Below are 22,008 nucleotides of genomic sequence, written 5' to 3'. Positions count from 1 at the left end.
TCAGCGGTTTTTCTTTGTAGAGGGGATTAGTATGCTGCACTTACAAAATTTTTATCGTTGACCCAATGTTCATAAATTGCTTGTGCCATTCTTCTAACTTTATAATCTTCGTCTTTATTCTTAGCAAGCATATTTAAGTCAGTTATTACATTATCGTCTCCAATTTCATAAAGTGCCAACGCTGCTAAAATTTGTATGTCGGGATTTTCGGCATTTAGCATTTCATCTTTAAGAACGTCTACAGTTTCCGTAAGTTTATAATATCCGGCGAAGAAAATTGAGCTTCTTTTGAGACCGGGATTATCAGACTTAATACCTGTGATCAATGTTTGAAGTTGATTGTCAGTCAATTTTTCTTTTGCTTGAGCAAAGTTGTTTGATGCTACTAATAAAACTACAAGAGCTATTAAAGTAAGTGTGCGTTTCATTTCTCCCTCCGAGAATAATTTTTTTGGTTTCTACATATTCTGACGAGAGAGATTGCAGCTAGGTTGTCATGTTAAGGTAAGAGTTTGTCACGAATTGTCATGATAATATTTACTATAAGACAAAGGTATTTATTCCAAATACAAAGTTATTATCTCCGCGGTGATTCAATTTCCAAGTAAATTCAAATTGAAGCGGAATTAAAGGATGAGAAATACCAAAACCCGCTTCCCAAAATGGTTTTAGAAATAGCGTTGGTGAAAGCAATAAAATGTTTTTACTTTCCTTTGATAAATCGACAAAAGCTCCGTTTAGATGTGTGGTTAAATTAATTTGCCAATCTTTAAGAAGTGGAATATTTAGTAATCGCCATAGTTCGGAACCAAAATTGTATTCAATAAAAGTTGAAATAACTCGATCGCCATATATTTCAGCAAAACCTAATGTTCTGAATGAATTACTTTTTCCGGATGACTCAATATTACCCGGAAGTGCTTCCAAAAATTGAAAAGGTATTGCACCGTTTGAAACAGTTGAAGTAAGATTTATTCGTGCAGAAGTTGATCCGAATGATTTTATAAATGAGTTTATATTAAATTTATATATCTGGAAATCCATTTCACTGTTTAATAAAGTCGGACTCAGAAGTATCTCTCCGCCAAAACTAATTCTTGTATTATTTGAACCAAGTCTTCTTCGGAATTTTCCATCTTCCATATAATTTCTGAAGTCAAAATCAAAACCAATTTTTAATGCGTTAATCTTAGTGTCATAAATTGAAAGGTTTGGTGAATAAGATTTGTCTTTGCTAAAAAAGGAAAAATCACTCTTTGTCAGCAAACTTTTATCTGTTCTATTAAGAAATCCCAAACTTAATTTGAGAGTGGGAAATATCTCGCCGGCTAAATCAAATTCAATTCCGGTAGAATTAAAATAATCTCTAAAATCATATTTGCCGAACAGACTAGTTAAGGTAGAAGTGAAAGTATTGTAATTATCCGAGTTGTCAAACAAAACATTTGTTTTATCAAATACCGATAAATCAAATGAATATGTTCGATAATCTCCGAACAGATACTTTGCGGATAATTCTTTCTTAAGCTTTTTATCTGAGAAACCGTAACTTAAATTTAATTCAGAATCGAATCGATCATTAAGCAAATTTTGTAATCCTAATTTAAAATCGATTGAATGTCCCTCAACATTGTTGAAGTGATACATTCCCAGAGGTGCGGATGAGTAAATGTTATCATCATAATTAATAATACTGGAAAGAATAGAAAACCTATCCCAAAAAGTTCTTTCAATCGATTCCAAGCTGTCGATTCTTTGGTAAGCTTGTGCTTCGATACTTGTTGAGGGAATTGTTTGAACCGACTGCCAATAAGTAGAATTCTTTTCATCAGCCGCCGGTTGAACTTTTAAAACCAACATGCTGAAATCATCACTGGCAAGTCCGGGATTAATTTCATAATCATATAAAATTGAATTGAGTTCAAAACCAAATTTGAATAAACCAAGATAATTTCCTTCAACAAACAATCTATAATCAATCGGCATATAAATACTATCATATACCGTAAATTGTTGAAAGATATTCACCTTTGTAAATATACCACCTGGATTAGCCGCAGCATTAAGATCAACATCGATTTTGAGTAAATCATAAGTTTTATCTTTTATAAATATTCTTCCGTAAAACCCGGGGTCATCATTATCAATGGTAGAAAAGTATATTTGGAATATTTTATTCTTATCCATTGCTAATGTATCTTCGATATAGAAGTAATAGTAATTAAGTGAATTATCGGCTATCGGACTTAATAAATTGTTGCCAAAAAATTGTATATCATCCGAATAAAAATTTTGGATAAGTCTTCCACCGGTTAGAATATTTATTGTGGAAGGAAAGTTTGATGTTTGCTTCCGTGCTAATATTTCTTCTTTATAATAATTGGGCTTCAGAAAGTAACCTTTACTTTGGTTTTCAATTATCCCCGTAATTTTTAATTCGGATGTGTCGGCAGTACCTAGCCCGATACCAACACTGTTACTGCCAGCAGAAATTTCTTCAGTTGTTAAAATTTTCCCCTTGGTATAACCATAGAATATGTATGAGTTTAACCGAGAATTCCTTTCGTGTTTTCTTTGGATCGCTTTTTTGATTATTTCAATAGCAGGATTGATACCCGGAGTTACAGTGACTTCGGCAAGTTCAACCGTTGCCGGATTTAATGCGAAATTTACGGTCAAGCTATTCGTTAAATTTACGTTTACTGTATCCGTTTCATAGCCAATAAATGAAGCAGCTAATTTGTAAGAACCTATGGATAATTTTAAGGAATATTCTCCGGTTACATTTGCTGCAGTTCCGTTGGTAGTCTCTAAAACTCTTATATTCGCAAAACTAAGTGGTAGACCGGTAACAGCATCAATTATTCTACCTTTCAACTCATAAGTTTGAGCAAAGTAAATTGAGCAAGTGAAAAATATTGCCGTTATAAATTTAATAATCATTGTGCCTCTAAATGTTAAATTCGATTTTCTTTACTTTATCTTTAGCTTTTCTTAAGACAATAACCATTGCATCGGAATCTTCAGATTCATCAAGCGGTTTAGGTGGAATGCTATAAAGACTTCCAAAGAACCAAGCTTTATCAAAAACTCCCGCTTTCTCTATAAGTAACTTCATCTCTTGTAATAAGTACCATCTAACTTCACTTCTACTTTCCGTTATAACTTGAGGTGCGTTTCCATTTTTGATTTTCAATCGTGTTGTAGAAAGCCAAGTTTGATTTAAAGAATTGTACGAATCGTTAGGATCACCAAAAGTTATTTCAACGGAAAAATTCCCTTCCTTTGAAATCCATGTGTTTGGTTCATCGTCAGGAAAATAAAATTGGGGATGAGTCGCTTCGATAATATATAGTCCACCCTTTTTCAAATTTGCAGCAACAGATTTGAAGTGTTCAACCATATCTTCATTTCGTGTTATATGAGCAATGCTTTCCATTAATGTTGCAGCAAGTGGAACCTTTTTATCTAACTTGAAGTCAATCATGTTTGCCACAATACCGGTTAAATCAAGATTATCTTTTTTTGCTTCATGCCTTGCGTATTCAATCATTTCATCTGAGAGATCTAAGGCGATTGATTTCCAATTTCGTTTTGCAAATTCTCTTGCGTGACGTGCAGGACCGCAGCCAAGTTCAACAAAACGATTTTGCTTATTTGATTTTTTTACTTTGGAATAGTTATTAAAACACCATTCAAGGAAATCGCATTCCTTGTCGAATTCTCTATCTAAAAAAGCTACGTCATACGCCTTTGCATTCCTATAAAACTCCTTTGACATCATCACTCCGTAATTTGAAGATTAATATTTTTCGTATTATTGTTTATTTACAAGTATAATTAAACTTTTCAGAGCAAATATACGTTTATTATAGAAATCGAGAAAAACATGAAAAGAATAATAATTACAGGTGCAACCGGTTTAATCGGTTCGAATATCACAACCAAATTAATTGAGAGAGGGGATGAGGTTATTATTTTTTCCCGTAATCCACAATCAGCTAAAAAAGAAATCCCGGGCGCTTATCGGTATATTGAATGGAATTTTAATTCAATTGGAAATTGGTCAGATGAGATTAATGAAGCAGACGCAGTAATTCATCTTGCCGGTGAAAATGTTATGGGAGGAAGATGGACTACATCACATAAGAACAAAGTTGAAAAAAGCAGAGTTATCGGAACAAAAAATTTAGTAGATGCAATTTGCAAATCGAAAAGAAAGCCGGTCTTTATTTGTGCATCTGCAATTGGATTTTATGATAATTCTATCAATAAAATTGTTGATGAAAATTCTGAACATGGCAGTGGATTTCTATCTTATGTAACACAAAAATGGGAAGAGGAAGCAACAAATGTTGAAAAATGCGGTGTTAGAAGAGTAAGCATTAGAACAGGAATTGTGCTAGAGCAAACTGAAGGTGCATTAGCCAAAATGTTAACACCATTTAAATTTTTTATAGGTGGTCCACTCGGTAGTGGTAAACAATGGATGCCATGGATACATATTGCTGATATTGCAGCTCTTTTTATTTATGCTGTAGATAATGAAATTCACGGTGCATTCAACGGAGTTGCGCCAAATGTTGTAACAATGAATGAATTCTCATTAACAATTGGTAAAATATTAAATCGTCCATCAATATTTAAAATCCCGGAATTTGTATTAAAACTTGTATTGGGAGAAGCCGTAGAAGTAGTAACGAAAGGATCAAAAGTGTTTCCAAAGAAAACTCTAGAAAGCGGCTTTCAATTTAGATATACTGATTTAAGTGAGGCTTTAAGAAATATTCTAGATTAATCCCACCATGCGACAACATTTGATGAGCTATTACCTGAGGTTAAACCTCCACTGCCAATAGTGGTTGCTTTTTTAATTGCCTCGGTAGAGTACTTTACATGTCCGGTTCCATTTCCAATCTGGTTTCCGCTTGAAGGTGAGGGTGATAAACCAATCAAAGCACCGATTATATCAGCATGAACATGAACAATATCGTCCGCAATGATTAACCCCTTAAACGTAGACCAATTTATATTTTTAATGACAGCATCTTTCGTAGAATTATGAACTATCAATATCCCTTCCCCCTGAATGTTGGCAGGATTCCATGTTCCGCCTGAAGCTAGTTCAACATAAGTAACTCCCTTCAGGGGATTCGAAAGGAGAGCAGGATTTGTAACATATTGACTACCGCCTTTTCCGCTCATTGCAATTGATTTTAAAGTGCCGGCCGGATAACCCATGGCGGCTCCTCCCAAAACTTCATCAGGATTATCGGGATAAGAACCTCCGGGATATGTCTGCCCTTCTAAACGATAATTATCATCTTCAGACTTTGCTGGAGCATAATCTGTTCCGCTGACAGAAGAACCAAGTTTTGAATTACCTTTTCGGTTGTATGAATTTGTTGTCCAAATCGCATGGGTGCCGGTTCCACCAATTAAGTTTCCATTAATATCGTGATCTCTTCCATCAACAATGAGAGTACCACTCGTTTCAACTTGATTGTTTGTTGTAATTGCTGCTAACACAGCAGCAGGCATGTATCCGCTTCCACCAATTTGTGCATAAGCTCTTGAGGTTTGTGAAGCAGCTAAGTTTGTTCCGGCTCCGACAGTTGCTGTAGAAGTGATCATTACAACATTTATTGAATCTAATGTTGTATCTGCTAGAGTAGTAGTCAAATTTCCATTAAAGATATTTATATTTGAAAAGCCTGTTCGCCAAGAACTTGAATCAGCTAATTGGCGAAGTGACATATGTATTCCTGTTTGAGCAATATTAAACGCATTCTGTTGATTGTAATATCTAACCATATTATCTGTAGCTTGTACCGAATTTTCCGAAATATTTATAAAAGCTAAAGAAATAGCCATTGCCGCACCAAGTACTAATATTAATACTGCTTTTCCACTCATAACTATCTCAAATTATTTGGTTGAATTAGTCTTTCAATATAAGTCGTTACATATTCATCATTATAGGTAAAGAGACTCTCGACATTCAATGCAAATTTAATGGAACGTATATCCGCCGGTGTTGAAGTTAAATTTCCAGAAGCATCATAATACCACAACCTGAAACGGGTAACTCCTAAATTACTTGTTTGAGGTTGGCTTCCATTTACGGTTCTATATAAAAATATATCTCTTGGATTCGGAGTATTACTCAATATAGTTGTATCACTTGTGAAGTATGAAATTGTTTCAACACTTCCGTTGTTGTCAATATCATATCTAAAAGTAATTGCATTTGTATCAACAGAAACTATTTTAGGATCTGGTGATCTATAACCGATTTTCTTTAAATCATATTCTATTTCTTCGACTAACGAAGTAAGATTCTCCTGTGCAATTTTATCAAAAGACATTTCACCGGCATTCTGCATTACATTAGAATTTAGATTAAGAATGATAAAAATTATCATTCCGCCTATAAATGATGAACCAACTATTTCTAATAAATATGCCATCGATTACCTAATAAGTAATTGCGCTTCTCATCTGAACTGAAGGAAGTGTTGTGAAAAATGGACTTGTAACTGTTACAGTAATTAATTTGCTATATGTTCTTGTCCCGGATAATATGTCCGGATTTGAAACCTGAACATATTGAACTGTACACGTTAATGAAAAATTCTCGGCAATATCGGTATCAACAGTCCTTGAGTATCCATTATAATCATCCACATCATTGTAAGCAGAAAGAGATGAATAAGCTTGTGAACTGGAAGTATCAGGTGTTGCTACTTTTTCGCCGGCTTCAGGACCGAGTGTTGATGATAAATCAGATGGTGAATCTATAGTTCCGGTTATTTCCACTTGATCAAACGCTTTCGTTTTAATCTCATCTATCAGCGATTGTGCTAAAGAAATACCAGTGATAACAATTTCACTTTCCGCAACAGTAACATTATTATTCATGATGTTATTATTGGTTGTTAAAACCAATAAACCTACTAAACTTAAAGCCCCTAATGTTATTAATAAATTTCCGCCCATAATTTTTTTTCTACAATTGTCTGATAATTACTAAAGATAAACAATTAGTTACGCAAAAATCATGCTAGAAAACACGCTGAAATTAGTTAGAAATCCCAACGAAGTTTAAAAAGGTATGTAATAAATTGATAAATTGCCTCATTATGAAAAAAAACTTTTGATTACTCATACCAAGAAACAATTTCAAATTTATCCGTTGATGGGAAGAGTGGGGGAACGGCATTTAACATTCTTTCGTCATAGACAACATGTCGTCTGTATCCGTGTTCAATGATACCGGAACTATTTGCTATTGCGATCTCTTCTTCTTTTGCTGCAACTGCACTTCCCATAAGTTTTAATGTTCCACTTTCGGGAATAGTTTTATCCTCCATTTCAAATCCGCCTTGAGCGGCAAAAATTGCTGCATGTAAATTTATATCTTTATCGGCTACATTTGCTGTTGTGTTTGCAACTCTAACATTATTACTTGCTAAAATTCCCAACATGTCAGTTGAGTTCTCATTAACAACATAGTTGCCTTCTGCTGCATCCCATACCATTGGTGGTTGTGTATAAACCAAATCATCAACTAAATAAACATTACCATGGCCTGTTCCCGATGATTCTCCTGCCGCTATTGTAATTTTCCCTTTTAGAGTTCCCGATGTATAGATATTTCCAAAACCAACATAGATTATTTTATTAGGTGCGAAAGTGGATAGAGATTCAGTAATAGGAGCACTATATGTCGAGCTATCACTTCCGGTTCCTGTTCTATAAGTTACCGTTCCATCTGCGTTAAAAGTTAACCACACATCGGTTCCTGTAAAATATGATGAACCTCCACTAGCTACACCATCAAGTGCCGCAGCTTTTTGATCAGTAAACTGGTAATTGTTTGGAATTGGCATATCAACACCTGATTCATAACCACCATAAAATTTGGGGAAGTAACCACTTTTCGCTAAGTTCTTTTCAGATGGGTTTATGCCTTTTAAAGCTGTAACTTTTCCCCAAAATACGGGATTTCCTCCAATATTTAATTTTGATTGAGTATGAAGTGGTCCCCAAACGGTATCACCTGTTACAAATACTTTTGAACTCATATTTCCGGCATACCATGCATATTTGGCATAACTACTTCCTGCTAACTTAACAATTACAGTCGAAGATTCTCCATCGTAGGTTCCAACAGATGTAACAACTAGTTCATCACCTGTATCCGTAACCGTAACGGTTACTTTGCCATCGCCAATACCTAGATTGTTATAACCTGTACGCCAAGTTGGATCAAGAAAAATTTGATTCAACGCCATATTTGCGCCGCCTCCGGCTATATTGTATGAGGTTGTCTTTGAGAAATAATTTATTGAGTTATCAACTGATCTGTTTGTGAGGTTGTTAAAATTATAACCGACAACCATAAAGATCATTGAAAAACCAAGGACTAATAATATTGTAGCTTTTCCACCCATTTGATTACCTATTCTTTAAATTTCTTGCAGCAAGCCGAATTTGTCGCCAAAAAGCAGAGGAATAATTTTCATCATAAGCATCTGTATTTTCTACTGTAATATTTATTTGCATCGTGTAAATCTGTCTTGGCTGAGTTATCGGAAAAGGAATTACTGCTCCAATTGCATCATAGAAAACCATATTGAATTGTGTAACACCTAAATTTGCACCCTTTGGTGATTCATTATTTTCCACCCTATATAACATGCGATCTCGAGGATTAGCCGTGCCTGTTAACTCACTAGTCGGGCCTGTAAAATATCGTAAAGTATCTATATTTCCATCAGAATCTAAATCGGTAATAAAAGTAATGTCATTTGAATCAGCAGATAATATTGCATCGGCCGGATCAGGGATTTTCGACCAATCAGCACAATAGCCAATTTTTCTAAAATCATATTCAAGAAGGGTAACAACTTCCACAAGATTTTGTTGAACGAGCAGTTCACCACCGTAAACGTATGTGTTTTCAACAGCAGTATCATTCATGCGAAATAAGATCACCAGAAGCATTCCGCCAATAATTGTGGAGCCCATTATGTCTATTAAAGTACTAAAGCCCATAAGTTTACCTAAAGAAAAAGTAACTGTAAATTGAAGTAAGTCTAATTGTGTCTTGCATGAAATCACTTGATACTGTTACATTCATCCTTTTATGCCATGTTTTTGAACCGGTTGTTAAATTTGGATTTGACGGGTTTATATAATGAACTTCACATTCAATTTTGAAAGGTGCTGAAGGTAATGTACTATCGATTTTGGAGAAACCATTGAAGTCATCAAAATCATTAAAGTTGGGATAAACTTCACCGCTTTCAGGACCAATAGTGCTTAGTTGGTTTGAGGAAGTAACAGTATTGGTATCGGTATTATGATCGAATGCTTTCCCTTTAGCTTCTTCCAAGATTGACGTGGCGAGCGAAACAGCCAGTACTCCGAACTTGTTTTCCATGAGAATTGTGTTAGTGCTTAGGAAGTTATTATTAACCCTAAGAATCACAAGAGTCAATAACATTAATGCGGCGATGGTAATTAACATTTGACCGGTATTCATAAATACCTTCGATCTTTCCTATTTAAATTAGAGAAAAAGCCCAAATAATTCTATGCAAATTTTATGCTAAGTAAAGACTATCATAAATTTGCCAAAAAATTAAGCTAATTTACTATTTTCAAAGAAATTTGGTAAAAATTACATGTATAAACTTCTTGTCTAAATATTTAGTATAAACTCATCCAACAATTTTGGAAAGGCATATTTTATAATAATATTTTATATTGTAGAAAACAATTAAAGTAGTTTCTTAAATGGATGTTATTAATTTACTTGTAGGTATTAATCTATTTGCGACAATAACTGCAAATGCTTCCGGTGCTAAAAAGGGATTGAAATCATCGTTGAGCGAAGTTATTGAACGGCCTAAGACTTATTTGCAAAAATGGCCTCTTAACATTGCAGCATTGGTGTTGATTTTAGAAGCTGTTGGTGTATTCGGTTTAGGAGTTTTTGAGATACCCGAATCTGACTCATTTTATATTTACAGATTAATTGGATTGATCATTTTCATAATTTTTTCTTGGATACAAGTTTGGTCATACAAAACACTCGGAAAGAATTATTCTCAAGAAGTAATTATCTCGAAGAAACAAGAACTTGTTACAAACGGACCCTATAGATTAATCAGGCATCCCCAATACATTTCTCAATTGTTAAGTGATCTTGGTGCCGGTTTGGCATTGGCAAGTTATCTTGTTTTACCAATTGTTATTATAGTTCAAATTCCTTTATTTGTTTTGCGTGCTCAACTTGAAGAGAAACTTTTATTAAAAAGATTTCCTGTAGATTACGCAACATTTAAAAAGAAAACCGGATTTATATTTCCATTCCTTGGTTAAGTTGAGAAAACTTATCTCAAATACAATCGTAATCGTTTTATTTTTCTTTCTCGTTCAATCGAGTATTGAAGCACAGCGTATGCTTAAGCTAAGCTTATCGGTTGATGGGAAAACAGAACATGTTTCTTACATTACTCGTAAAGGGATTAGTTATGCTTCGGCAAAAGAGATCGTTTTGGCTTTAGGTGGTAATTTCTATTACAGTGATGAGACAGCAAAGCTTGAATTAAAATTCAGCGAATATAATCTAAAACTTACCGGCAGAAATCAATTTGTCGTTTTAACTAATAGAAGCAATAACAATCAAAATGTATTTCAATTACCAATATCCACTTTACTCGTACAAGATGATGTAATGATACCTATGATATATGTTTCTAAAGTACTCTCACTTGCGTATGGAAAAGAAATAAATTATGATGATGGACGTAAACATATAAGCATTACAGAAAAATCTGCACCGATAATCGCCGACATACCAATTAAAGATGAAAAGCCTGTTGTTTCACCCAAACCAGAACCGGTAAAAGAAAAGGATACGAAAACAGTTGTCGCATCAAAGTATGATATTTATGATATGGCAATTGATGAAAAATCAAATGGGACAATGATAAGACTCAAATCCCAAAAGAATTTAAAGGGTTATAGAAGCTCAATAAAAAATAATACACTGTATTTATTTTTAACAGGAACAAGCGTTGATCCGAGCATAACACAAGTTAAACCATTCGGGTTGGTGAAAAAAGTTGAACGAAAAACCGTAGCAGGAAATATTCAACTTGAGTTTCAATTGAAAGATAATTTTGCAGCTCATGAAACATTTAGAGATGTTGAGAGTGATGATATTCTTATTTCTATCCAAAATAAAATGTTTGATAAACCGGTAGTTGATTTAGTAAGTAAAATTAATGAATGGAAGTTTGATGTAGTGGTTATTGATGCCGGACATGGCGGTAAAGATCCCGGTGCAATCGGAGTTACCGGTGTTAGAGAAAAAGACGTAAATCTTGGTATTGCGTTAAAACTTGGAAAACTTATTGAACAAAAAATACCGGGTGTGAAAGTCGTCTATACAAGAGACAACGATACTTTTGTTGAATTATTCAAACGTGGAAAAATTGCAAACGAAGCAAACGGTAAATTATTCATCTCAATTCACTGCAATGCTTTAAAACAAAAACCGAGTACGACAAGAGGATTTGAAGTCTATTTACTTCGTCCCGGTAGAACTCAACGCGCGATTGAAATTGCTGAATTTGAAAATAGTGTAATTCATTTTGAAGAAGATCCGAACAGGTATCAAGCATTAACTGATGAGAATTTTATTTTAGTAAGTATGGCTCATTCGGCTTATATGCGTTATTCCGAGAAATTTTCAGATATACTAAATCAAAAGTGGACTGCACATACAAAAATTCCGTCACGTGGGATTAAACAAGCCGGATTCTATGTTCTTGTAGGGGCTTCGATGCCAAGTGTTCTTATTGAAACCGGATTTTTAACAAATCGAGAAGATGAAGCATATCTTAAAAGTGAAAAGGGTCAAAAAGAAATTGCAAATGCAATTTTAAATTCCGTTATCGCTTACAAAGATTATTATGATAAAGCCTTGCTGGAGACTTCAAATTAACTTTGAAATTAATCCCGCTAGTCTTAATTTTACAGTTCGTCTTATGAATAATGAAATAATGAATTGAAAGGAAATGTATGACAAATGCACAAAAATGGGTAACAGCGTTTCTTCTAGTTTTTATTTTTCTCTTCGTCTTATCCGATCTGGTAAAAGATGATTCGGTTAATGTACCTCATCATATAGATGATTATTTACAAGAAGAACCTTCGCAGCAAACAAATCGGGAAGTATCGCAAGAAGCTCCCGGACTTACATTAATAAAGCAAAATGGGTGTACAGCATGTCACGGTCAAGATTTGAGAGGAAACAGAAATCTTGGTCCAAGTTTATACAATGCGAAGAAACATTGGAATCGTGATGAACTTATAAATTATTTAAGAAGTCCTGCAGATTATAGCAACGATCCACGGTTTGACGAATATTCAAATCAATTTAGAAATATCATGATGCCATCTTACGAAAATTTAGATGTAAAAGATCTTGGAATTATTGCAGATTACTTATTGAGTTTGGAAGGAAATTAGTTTGTAGCGCCTTAATTAATTAAGGCGCTATAATTTTTTTTTATAAGTCTGAAATCACTTCAATTGCTGGATTTACTTCTCTCTTCAAAAGATTTTCGATAGCAACTAAAGTACCTCTAATTGCACTTGGGCACGTTCCGCAAGCACCTTGATAACGTATTTTCAAAGTGTTTCCATCGAGGCCGGTTACTTCTAAACCGCCACCGTCTCCGGCTAAAGCAGGACGAACTCTTTGATCCAAAATCTGATTAATTTTTCTCAATACATCAGATTGTTCTTCTTCAGTAATTTTTACTTCTTTCTCAGCAGGAACGAGGTTTTTATCAAATTTGGAAATAAAATCAACAAAAGGCTTTTGAATTTGTCCCCAGCTAGCTTTCGGATCTTTTTCAATTGTGACGAATCTATCCATATAAAAAACCGAAACTACCCCCTCGATATCAAAAATACCTTTTGCAAGCGGATCATTCTGAGCTTCCTCTTTTTTAGCAAAATTGCGGGTTTCTAACTGTAAAAGCTTTTCATTTAAGATGAACTTTAAAGCTTGTGGATTCGGTGTTAAATCAACATCCTGAACCTGTAACATTTATTCCTCCGGTTCCTATTTATTCTTTTTTACTAAGATTAACTAAAATAATTATAATTTCATGTACAAATGAACAAATTTCTTGCCAAAAATGGTAGGGTATCTAACTGCGATTTTCAATTAGAAGGACAAACTCTCCTTTGAGTTCGTTTTTTTCTATTTTCGGTAGAACCTGAGATATTTCGCCACGGAAAAAGTGTTCATCATTCATCGTTAGTTTATATGCAACTACAATCTGTTGTTTTTTCCCGAAGATCATTTCCACATCTTTCAGCAGTTTTATAAGGCGGTAGGGAGTATCGAGAATTACGATTAGTTCTTTCAAGTTTTTTAGTCTATTTAGTTCTCTTCGTCTTTCTTCTGTATTTGCGGAAAGCCAGCCGTAATAATAGAATTTTTCAATATCAAGTCCCGATCCGGTTAATGCCGGAATAAGAGAATTAGCTCCGGGCACAGGTACAATCTGAATATTACTCTCAATACACAAATCAACAAGGTAATGACCAGGATCAGAAAAAAGAGGTGCCCCGCCATCTGATATAAGCGAAACTGTTTTTCCACTTTGAATCAACTTTAAAACTTCTTTTGCTGATTCTTCCTCAGTATGTCTGTTGAGAGGAATTAATTCTTTTTGAATTCCAAGGGTTGATAAAATTCTTCGTGCGGGTTTTATTTTTTCACAAGCAATAATATCTGATTCTTTTAATATTTTTAGAGCTCGCAGTGTTATATCATCAGGATTCCCGATAGGAGTTGAAACTAAGTAGAGTTTATGTTCCATATATTCACCGCAAAGTCTAATTCACAGCCGGGCAAGCGCGAAGACGCAAAGGAAAACTTAGCGACTTTGCGTCTCTGCGGATTAACTTAATAAATCTTCCAGCTTTGATTTCAAATTACTTATTGCCACGACTTCCTTTTCACCGGTTCTTCGAATTTTAATTTCAACATTTCCATTTTTATAATTTTTTTCACCGACAACAACTTGAACCGGCATACCCATTAGATCAGCATCGTTAAATTTAAAACCAGCAGAAACATCAAGTCTATCATCAAATAAAACCTCGTAGCCTTCGCTAGTTAATTCATCATAAAGTTTTGATGAAGCTTTATTTATTTCGTCATTCTTCATGTTCAAGCCAATCAAATGAATTTGGAAAGGAGCTAAGTTTTTATCCCAAACTATTCCGCGATCATCATGATTTTGTTCAAGGTAACAAGCTAATACCCGTTCAACGCCAATTCCATAACTTCCCATAACTATCGGATGTCCTTTACCGTTCTCATCTAAGTAATTTACACCCATAGCATCTGTGTACTTTGTCCCGAGTTTAAAGATGTGTCCAAGTTCAATTGCCTTGAATACGCTAATGGGTGAGCCACATTGAATACATTTCTCACCGCTCTCAACTGTACGTAAATCCGCATACTCAATTGTCGGAACATCTCGCTTTAAATCAATACCGCCGATATGATAATCATTTTTATTTGCACCGCTATATAAATTGTTGCCATCCATTAATCTATTGTCTGCAATAATTCTTTTCTTAAATCCTATCGGACCGATTGAACCGGCATCGGCACCGGTTATTTCGTTTAATTCCTCAGGATGACCGGGACGAACATTTCCGCCGAGCACAGATTCTAATTTTGTTTCGTTGACTTCATCATTTCCGCTCATTAAAATTAAAACCGGTTCATCGTTATGAATATAAATTCTTGATTTAGCAGTCTCACGTTGATCAATTTTCAAAAATTCACAGAGTTCATCAATCGATTTAACATTTGGTGTACTGATTTCTTCTATTTGCTTGCTTACTGAGAGACGATTTACCGGATCAATTACAGACTTTGCTACTTCAACATTTGCGGCATATCCACAATTCTCACAATGTGCAACTGTATCTTCACCGGCATCAGATTGAACCATAAATTCTTCTGATTTGCTTCCACCCATTGCACCGGATGAAGCTCCTACTATAAAGTATTTCAATCCGCATCTATCGAAAATTTTTCTATATGCTTTATCATGTAACTCATATGATTTATCAAGTGTTTCATAAGAGGTATCGAATGAATAAGCATCTTTCATTAAAAATTGTCTTCCACGAATAACACCGCTTCTTGGTCTAGGTTCATTTCTAAATTTAGTTTGAATCTGATACCAAATCTGAGGTAAGTCTTTATATGATTTTAAAACTCCTTTTGCATGGAATGTCATAATTTCTTCGTGTGTTGGAGCTAAAACATAATCACGATTTTTTATGTGAAACATTGTATCACCGAAAGCTTCAACACGATTTGTCTCTTCCCAAATATCTTTTGGGTTAAGCGCCGGCAAATGAAATTCTTGTCCGCCTATAGCATTCATTTCTTCACGAATAATATCGGAAATTTTCTTAATCATTTTGTAACCAACAGGAAGAAATGAATAAATACCGGCTGATAACATTCTAACTAAACCGGCTCTAACCATTAGAATATGGCTTGGTATAACTGCATCCGCCGGAACTTCTTTTAATGTGGGAATAAAAGCTTTTGATAAACGCATAAAAATAATATCTCCAATAATCGAATCAACAAAAATAGTAAATGATTATAAGAATACCCACTTGTTAGTATGCGGTTCGCAATTGCTTCTTAATTGTGTATTTTTGCAAAGAAATTAAATGTTGGTGTTTCCGTTTTAATTCAGTCTTAGGCTGGTTCGTAAATGAGGAGATAATGAAACTTAACTTTGATCCAGTAACACAAGATCCACCTGAAGTTGATCTAAAATATCCGGCTACGGTTCGTACTTTTACACTCGATTCTCATGGGAGTAAACTAATCGGTTCTATATTAATTGCAGCGGGAGAAGGACCTCATCCGACTGTTATTCTCTTAACCGGTTTTCCCGGTAATGATACAAATATAGATATTGCTCATGCAATAAGAAGAAACGGTTTTAATGTTGTCCATTTTCATTATCGCGGTTCTTGGGGAAGCGGTGGAAGTTATTCATGGAGTAATTGTATTGAAGATTCCAAATTAGTGATTACCTACTTCAGATCTGATGAAGTAAAGGATTTATATCGATGTGATAATAAAAAAGTAATTCTTGTTGGTCATAGCATGGGTGGATTTATCACTTTGTTAAATTTAGCAAATGATAGTTTGCTAAAACATGGTGCTGCTTTCGCCGGGTTCAATTTCGGGTTATGGGCGGATTTTATTAAATCAAATGAAGACATAAAAAATATTTCACTCGATAGAATGCATGATTCTGTGCTATTGCTTAATGGAACTTCAGAGCAAGATTTGTTAAATGAAATGTTGCAGCATAATAAAGAGTGGAATTTGATAAATCATGTTAAAACATTAGCAAAAAAAGATTTATTGTTAATCGCGGCAAAATTCGATCAACTTGCGCCGGTTGAACTCCATCATTTTCCTTTATCCAAAGCTCTAAAGAAGTATAACCCAACCTATACAGAGAGAATAATTTCTTGCGGGCATTCATTTTCGGATAAACGAATTGAACTGACAAGAGAAGTAATAAATTGGTTGAATAAAATTGAGTTTTAGAAATGAATAAAAAGTATGTTGATATGTCTCCCGAGGAGTTCAGAAAGTATGGCCATGAACTTATTGATTGGATCGCAAATTATTTTGAGAATATTGAAAGTTATCCAGCGCTTGCAAAAATTAATCCCGGTGATGTAAAATCTAAACTTCCCGAATCGCCACCGTTAAAACCAGAGAATATGAAAAATGTTTTTAATGACATTGATGAAATCATAATGCCGGGAATGACACATTGGAATCATCCGAAATTTATGGCTTATTTTAATTCCAGTGGAAGTGGTCCCGGAATCCTTGCAGAACTGCTTTCCGGTGCGTTTAATATTAACGGGATGTTGTGGAAATCCTCGCCTGCTTCAACAGAACTTGAAGAAGTTATGATGAATTGGCTTAGACAAATGATAGGTCTCCCGGAAAATTTTTGGGGAATTATTTATGACGGCGGATCGGCTTCTACATTACACGGCATTGCAATGGCTAAAGAAAATATTGAAGGTGCCGACTTTAGATTAAAAGGAATGAGTGGAAGGAGTGATACTAAGAGATTAAGGTTATATCAATCAGAACATGCGCATTCTTCTGTTGAAAGAGCAGCTATTACATTGGGAATAGGTATTGAAGGAGTTAAAAAAATTCCGGTCAATGAAAAATTTGAATTGATTTCTTCGGAGTTGAAAAAAGCTATTGAAGAAGATAGAAAAAATGGTTGGTTTCCGTTTTGTGTTGTTGGAACAGTTGGTACAACTTCCTCAACTGCAATTGATCCGATTCCGGAAATATCAAAAATCTGTAAAGAAGAAAATCTTTGGCTTCATGTTGATGCAGCACACGCTGGTTCGGCAGCAATTCTACCTGAAATGAAATATATCTTAAATGGATGCGAAGAAGCGGATTCATTTTATTTTAATCCGCACAAATGGATGTTTGTCCCGATTGATGTTTCCGCATTTTATACAAAACATCCTGATGTACTACGACGAACTTTCAGCATTGTAGCGGAATATTTAAAAACCGAACATGATAAAAACGCCGTTAATCATATGGATTACGGTATTCAACTTGGCAGAAGATTTCGATCGCTTAAATTGTGGTTCTTAATTAGGCACTTTGGAGTTGAAGGTATTCAGAATATTATAAGAGAACATCTTCGTCTCGGCAAATTAGTTGAAAAATGGGTACTTGAATCTGAACAATTTGAATTGTTAGCGCCGGTTAATTTCAGCACAATATGTTTTCGTATAGTCCCGGGAAAATTACAAACAGATGAACAATTGAATTCCTTTAATGAAAAACTGTTAGAAAAAATTAATCAAACGGGAGAATTCTTTTTAACACATACAAAGCTCAACGGCATGTTTACAATTAGAATTGTGATTTCCGGTTTGCGTACTACCGAAAAACACGTGCAACAAGTTTGGCAGCATATTCTTAAATGTTATAAAGAAATTGAAGCTTTTTAAAATATGGATCAGATAACGGAATACATACTTTACGCATTTGCTACATTATTTACAATGGTAAATCCGCTTGGTGTAATGCCAGTTTATACAACAATGACAGCGAAGTTACCATCGGATGAAGCACGCAAGACCGCATTGAAAGCTGTGTTAATTGCCGGTATTACTCTTTTACTTTTTGCGTTTACGGGTAAATTCATTTTTGACTTCTTTCATATTTCTATTAACGGATTACGAATCGTTGGTGGAGTTATCTTTTTTATGGCTGGTTATGATATGCTCCAAGCAAGATTAATTAGAACAAAAACCGATAAAGAAACTACACATGAATTTGTTGATGATATTTCAATTACACCACTTGCAATTCCAATGATTGCCGGTCCGGGTGCAATGACGGTTTCAATTGTTTTAATGAGCGATGCACATACATTATTATTAAAGGGAGTTTTAGTTGCCGTAATTCTCGTTGTATTATTAATTACCTTTTTAGTTTTAATATCATCTCGTAAAATTATTCGTAAGCTTGGTGAAAGCGGAAATAAAGTTCTAACCCGAATAATGGGATTGATAGTAATGGTTATTGCCGTCGAATTTGTCTTCAGCGGATTGAAACCTATATTACGTGACATCCTGATGATTGGCAATTAATTACAGATATCTTTCCTTTATCACTTCGATGTGATGATCTATATGTCCCGCCATTATATACAAAATTGAACCAACTGTATATTCAGTATTATTTGCGATTCCTTTGCGAGATAGAATCTCATCATTAAATGTTTTGAAAAGTGAAATATGAGAATCCCTCATAATAACAAAATCATCTATTAATAATTGCAACGGAAGTTCATCAAAGTTAGCTGCTCGGACATACTCGTTTTCTTCGAAGCCCGGCAGAGCTTGCTTTTCGTTTCTTGCAAATTTTAATGCGCGAGCTGTAAATATTCTTTCTGAATCACAGATGTGACCTAGAATTTGTTTAATACTCCATTTATTATCCGCGTATCTGTAATTGGATTTCTCTTCGTCTATGTTTTCAAAAAATTTCTTAGTCGAAAACTTTTGTTCTTCAAAGTATTTAAAAATATCTTTATCAATTACTTGTTGAATATATCTTTTATAATATTCCGGAAAATCATCTAGTTTTGGTTTATTCATTGTACTCCCTATAAAAGAAAAGCGGCATCTTATGAATGCCGCTTAAATTTGTTTACTTAGTTAACCAGCGATGTTAACAACTTCTTGAGCTTGCGGACCTTTTTCTGCTTCAACAACAGTGAATTCTACTTTTTGTCCTTCTTCAAGTTTTTTGTATCCATCGGATTGAATAGAACTGAAATGGACAAATAATTCTTCACCACCGTCTCTTGTGATGAAGCCGTATCCTTTTGATGCGTTGAACCATTTTACGGTACCGGTTTCGCGCTCTGCCATGAAAAAACCTCCGAAAATATTTTAAAACAAAATTGGCAGAAGATAAAACCGTGTCTTTCTTTTAATTCTTAAAGCCACAAAATTATCAAAGAACTGCCTCAAACAAAATTGTTGAAAAGAGTAAGAAAAATCAACAAAAAACGAAAATTTGCAATTAAAACATTTTTAGGAAAATATTTGTCTTATTGAGTTAATGTTATTTTTATTTACCAGCATCGATAGAATATCTCCGCCTTCTAAAATAGTTTGACCGCTGGGCACAATATTTTTTTCATCACGGGTTACTAAAATAATTCTACTTTCTTCCGGGAAATTTAGATCAACAATTTGTTTCCCGATAACTTTTGAGCTAAACGGAATTATGATTTCAATCATCTCGGTATCATCTTTTGTGGTTGATGTGAATTCAATCTGTACACTTCTTGCTTTTTCTAACGGGGCAGCAAGTTTTAATAACTTTGCAACCGGATTAATTGACCATCCTTGAACTAATGCCGATGTAAGTACAATAAAGAAAACTAAATCAAAAATTAATCCCGAGTTTTCTACACCCATTAAAAGAGGGAAAGTAGCGAGGATAATCGGAACCGCACCACGTAAACCCACCCACGATGCAAATATTTTTTCTTTGATCGTAAATTTAAATGGAATTAACGTAATCAGAACACTCAAAGGTCTGGCAACAAACATAAGTAATGCGCTGAGTAAAAATCCTAAACCAATTACATCAAGTAATTCAGATGGAAATAATAATAGACCTAGAGTAAGAAACATTGTAATTTGACTTAACACTGCAAGTCCATCAAAGAATCTAATTAAAGATCTTTTATGTACAAATTGGCAATTCCCAAGAACAACTCCGGCAATATAGATGGCAAGAAATCCGCTTCCACCTAAAACCGCTGCGGAAGAATATATCAACAGTGCTATTGAAAGCGCAAAAATTGGATAAACACCTTCGTAAAAGAAATTAAGTTTGTTTACTAAATATGCCATTAATCTGCCACCGCCAAAACCAAGCGCTCCACCTAAACCAATTTGAAGCAAAAACATGATTGCTAAATCAATAACAGGTTTCTCAGGTGAAAGTAATAATTCTATCGTTCCGATTGTGAGGAATACTGCCATCGGATCATTACTTCCGGATTCAAGTTCAAGTAATGGTTTTATTTTTCCCTTTAATGAGATATTTCCGGTACGAAGAATCGAAAAAACAGCAGCAGCATCAGTTGAGGAAATTATAGAACCAAATAGTAAACCCCAAAGAAAGGATGTATCAAACAACCACATTATAAATAATGCGATAATTATTGCAGTAATTAAGACCCCTACTGAGGCAAGTAAAAACGAGGGTAAAACAACTTGTTTTGAATCACTCCAATTTGTATCCAACCCGCCCGAAAATAAAATAAAAACTAAAGCTATAATACCTATTGATTGTGCAAGGTTTGCATCGTCAAAATAAATTCCGCCAATACCTTCAGAACCGGCAAGAATTCCTACAGCTATAAAAAGCAGCATTGTAGGAATGCCGATATTATGAAAAAGTTTTGCGATCAATAAACTGATTAGAATAAGAATCGCACCGATAAAAAGTAATAAATCAATGGTGATCATTTATTCACATTATAATTGGATAAGATAAATTTGACAAAATATTTTATAAATATCGTCAAATAAAATCAAAAATGAATAGCGGAAAAGACTAAAAAATTTTACGGAATTATAAGAGTTCTTCCAAAGAATGCACAACCTTACATCCGGTTGAAGCTAATCTTTCATAAGATTGATGACCTTCAGCCGTTAAAAGGCAATCAGCGCCAATTTCTAGTGCAACTTCAAAATCGTGTATTGTATCACCGATTAGAATTGATTCGCCTTTTTTTAATCCAAGTTTATTCATCAGCATTTTACCTTGCTCAACTTTTCCGTACGCATATATATCACCGGCACCTACCAAGTAATCGAAATATTCGGTCAAGTTGTAATGTGAAACAAGTTCCTCTAAAGTATGCTGCATATATGCGGAAAGTATTGATTGGCTTTGTCCGTTTTGATGTATTGAAGAAATAATTTTTGAAACCGCGGGATGTATAATTGCATCATCATATTTTCTTCTTTCATATTCGTCCATCCATTCCTTCCCGATTATCTCAAAACTCTTTTTGCTGAAATCGAATCCGATTTCTTTATAATAGTTTTCTACGGGAATAGTAAAAACAGATTTATACTGTTCCGTTGAAATTGTCTGCATATCATGTGCTTCAAGAAGTTCATTTATAATATTAACACACATATCAAGATCGCTGAGAATCGTTCCGTTCCAATCCCAGATAATATGTTTGTATTTAGAGAGCTCGATCATGTTTATATAATGTTTTTGAAAAGTTGAATGACAAAGATGTGACTTTTATCTGA

23 protein-coding genes are annotated in these 22,008 nt (G+C 34.4%); 7 read left to right on the top strand and 16 right to left on the bottom strand.

Annotated elements, in window-relative coordinates; genetic code table 11:
- Nucleotides 1-26 precede the first annotated feature (26 nt).
- The 3 genes from QY331_14875 to QY331_14865 form a co-directional block, all read right to left on the bottom strand.
- Complete coding sequence (locus QY331_14875) at nt 27-428, bottom strand: HEAT repeat domain-containing protein (protein ID WKZ69243.1); 402 nt, start codon at nt 426-428, stop codon at nt 27-29.
- Nucleotides 429-540: 112 nt separating this feature from the next.
- The gene (locus QY331_14870) at nt 541-2,943 is read right to left on the bottom strand and encodes a DUF5686 family protein (protein ID WKZ69242.1); all 2,403 of its coding nucleotides are present in this window, start codon (nt 2,941-2,943) and stop codon (nt 541-543) included.
- A gap of 7 nt (nt 2,944-2,950) precedes the next feature.
- Entirely contained in the window at nt 2,951-3,781 is an 831-nt protein-coding gene (locus QY331_14865) for a class I SAM-dependent methyltransferase (protein ID WKZ69241.1), read from the bottom strand.
- A 108-nt stretch (nt 3,782-3,889) separates the two neighbouring features.
- Between QY331_14865 and QY331_14860 the strand changes: the two genes are divergently transcribed.
- Entirely contained in the window at nt 3,890-4,798 is a 909-nt protein-coding gene (locus QY331_14860; GenBank protein WKZ69240.1) for a TIGR01777 family oxidoreductase, read from the top strand.
- Here QY331_14860 and QY331_14855 read toward each other — a convergent pair.
- From QY331_14855 to QY331_14830, 6 genes are all read right to left on the bottom strand, one after another.
- Complete coding sequence (locus tag QY331_14855; GenBank protein WKZ69239.1) at nt 4,795-5,916, bottom strand: hypothetical protein; 1,122 nt, start codon at nt 5,914-5,916, stop codon at nt 4,795-4,797. The genes QY331_14860 and QY331_14855 overlap by 4 nt on opposite strands.
- A 2-nt stretch (nt 5,917-5,918) precedes the next feature.
- Nucleotides 5,919-6,470: a hypothetical protein gene (locus QY331_14850; protein WKZ69238.1), complete on the bottom strand. Its 552-nt coding sequence runs from the start codon at nt 6,468-6,470 to the stop codon at nt 5,919-5,921.
- Nucleotides 6,471-6,477: 7 nt separating this feature from the next.
- Nucleotides 6,478-6,999, bottom strand: coding sequence for a hypothetical protein (locus tag QY331_14845; protein ID WKZ69237.1), 522 nt, complete (start codon nt 6,997-6,999; stop codon nt 6,478-6,480).
- 161 nt (nt 7,000-7,160) lie between these two features.
- On the bottom strand, nt 7,161-8,456 hold the full coding sequence (locus QY331_14840; GenBank protein ID WKZ69236.1) for a hypothetical protein: 1,296 nt from the start codon (nt 8,454-8,456) through the stop codon (nt 7,161-7,163).
- A 4-nt stretch (nt 8,457-8,460) separates the two neighbouring features.
- The gene (locus tag QY331_14835; protein ID WKZ69235.1) at nt 8,461-9,033 is read right to left on the bottom strand and encodes a hypothetical protein; all 573 of its coding nucleotides are present in this window, start codon (nt 9,031-9,033) and stop codon (nt 8,461-8,463) included.
- 31 nt (nt 9,034-9,064) lie between these two features.
- Nucleotides 9,065-9,550: a hypothetical protein gene (locus tag QY331_14830; protein ID WKZ69234.1), complete on the bottom strand. Its 486-nt coding sequence runs from the start codon at nt 9,548-9,550 to the stop codon at nt 9,065-9,067.
- Between the two features lie 254 nt (nt 9,551-9,804).
- Here QY331_14830 and QY331_14825 point away from each other — a divergent pair, with 254 nt between their 5' ends.
- The 3 genes from QY331_14825 (at nt 9,805) to QY331_14815 (ending at nt 12,549) form a co-directional block, all read left to right on the top strand.
- On the top strand, nt 9,805-10,392 hold the full coding sequence (locus tag QY331_14825) for an isoprenylcysteine carboxylmethyltransferase family protein (protein WKZ69233.1): 588 nt from the start codon (nt 9,805-9,807) through the stop codon (nt 10,390-10,392).
- Nucleotide 10,393: 1 nt separating this feature from the next.
- On the top strand, nt 10,394-12,022 hold the full coding sequence (locus tag QY331_14820) for an N-acetylmuramoyl-L-alanine amidase (protein ID WKZ69232.1): 1,629 nt from the start codon (nt 10,394-10,396) through the stop codon (nt 12,020-12,022).
- Nucleotides 12,023-12,099: 77 nt separating this feature from the next.
- On the top strand, nt 12,100-12,549 hold the full coding sequence (locus QY331_14815) for a cytochrome c (protein WKZ69231.1): 450 nt from the start codon (nt 12,100-12,102) through the stop codon (nt 12,547-12,549).
- A gap of 40 nt (nt 12,550-12,589) precedes the next feature.
- Here the strand turns inward: QY331_14815 and QY331_14810 are convergent, their stop codons facing one another.
- From QY331_14810 to QY331_14800, 3 genes are all read right to left on the bottom strand, one after another.
- Nucleotides 12,590-13,135, bottom strand: coding sequence for a NifU family protein (locus QY331_14810; protein ID WKZ69230.1), 546 nt, complete (start codon nt 13,133-13,135; stop codon nt 12,590-12,592).
- A gap of 103 nt (nt 13,136-13,238) precedes the next feature.
- Nucleotides 13,239-13,916, bottom strand: a complete 678-nt coding sequence (rsmI, locus tag QY331_14805) for a 16S rRNA (cytidine(1402)-2'-O)-methyltransferase (GenBank protein ID WKZ69229.1) — start codon at nt 13,914-13,916, stop codon at nt 13,239-13,241.
- Between the two features lie 81 nt (nt 13,917-13,997).
- Nucleotides 13,998-15,686 carry a proline--tRNA ligase gene (locus QY331_14800; protein ID WKZ69228.1) on the bottom strand — a complete coding sequence of 563 codons (1,689 nt, stop codon included), beginning with the start codon at nt 15,684-15,686 and terminating at the stop codon, nt 13,998-14,000.
- Nucleotides 15,687-15,859: 173 nt separating this feature from the next.
- Between QY331_14800 and QY331_14795 the strand changes: the two genes are divergently transcribed.
- From QY331_14795 to QY331_14785, 3 genes are read left to right on the top strand one after another with little or no spacing between them, the layout of a single operon-like run.
- Nucleotides 15,860-16,702 carry an alpha/beta fold hydrolase gene (locus QY331_14795; protein WKZ69227.1) on the top strand — a complete coding sequence of 281 codons (843 nt, stop codon included), beginning with the start codon at nt 15,860-15,862 and terminating at the stop codon, nt 16,700-16,702.
- A gap of 2 nt (nt 16,703-16,704) precedes the next feature.
- On the top strand, nt 16,705-18,159 hold the full coding sequence (locus tag QY331_14790) for a pyridoxal-dependent decarboxylase (protein ID WKZ69226.1): 1,455 nt from the start codon (nt 16,705-16,707) through the stop codon (nt 18,157-18,159).
- A gap of 3 nt (nt 18,160-18,162) precedes the next feature.
- Entirely contained in the window at nt 18,163-18,804 is a 642-nt protein-coding gene (locus tag QY331_14785; GenBank protein ID WKZ69225.1) for an NAAT family transporter, read from the top strand.
- On the opposite strand, the gene QY331_14780 is transcribed toward QY331_14785, so the two are convergent.
- From QY331_14780 to QY331_14765, 4 genes are all read right to left on the bottom strand, one after another.
- Nucleotides 18,805-19,314: a DinB family protein gene (locus QY331_14780; protein ID WKZ69224.1), complete on the bottom strand. Its 510-nt coding sequence runs from the start codon at nt 19,312-19,314 to the stop codon at nt 18,805-18,807. It lies immediately after the preceding gene.
- Between the two features lie 60 nt (nt 19,315-19,374).
- Nucleotides 19,375-19,590, bottom strand: a complete 216-nt coding sequence (locus QY331_14775; GenBank protein WKZ69223.1) for a cold-shock protein — start codon at nt 19,588-19,590, stop codon at nt 19,375-19,377.
- A gap of 165 nt (nt 19,591-19,755) precedes the next feature.
- Nucleotides 19,756-21,207 carry a potassium/proton antiporter gene (locus QY331_14770; GenBank protein WKZ69222.1) on the bottom strand — a complete coding sequence of 484 codons (1,452 nt, stop codon included), beginning with the start codon at nt 21,205-21,207 and terminating at the stop codon, nt 19,756-19,758.
- 106 nt (nt 21,208-21,313) lie between these two features.
- Nucleotides 21,314-21,955 (bottom strand): HAD hydrolase-like protein, encoded by a 642-nt coding sequence (locus QY331_14765; GenBank protein ID WKZ69221.1) that lies wholly within the window; start codon nt 21,953-21,955, stop codon nt 21,314-21,316.
- Nucleotides 21,956-22,008 lie beyond the last annotated feature (53 nt).

The organism is Melioribacteraceae bacterium (assembly GCA_030584085.1).
In the GTDB taxonomy this organism is placed as follows: Bacteria; Bacteroidota; Ignavibacteria; order Ignavibacteriales; family Melioribacteraceae; genus SURF-28.
This window is presented reverse-complemented; position numbering and strand designations above follow the sequence as displayed.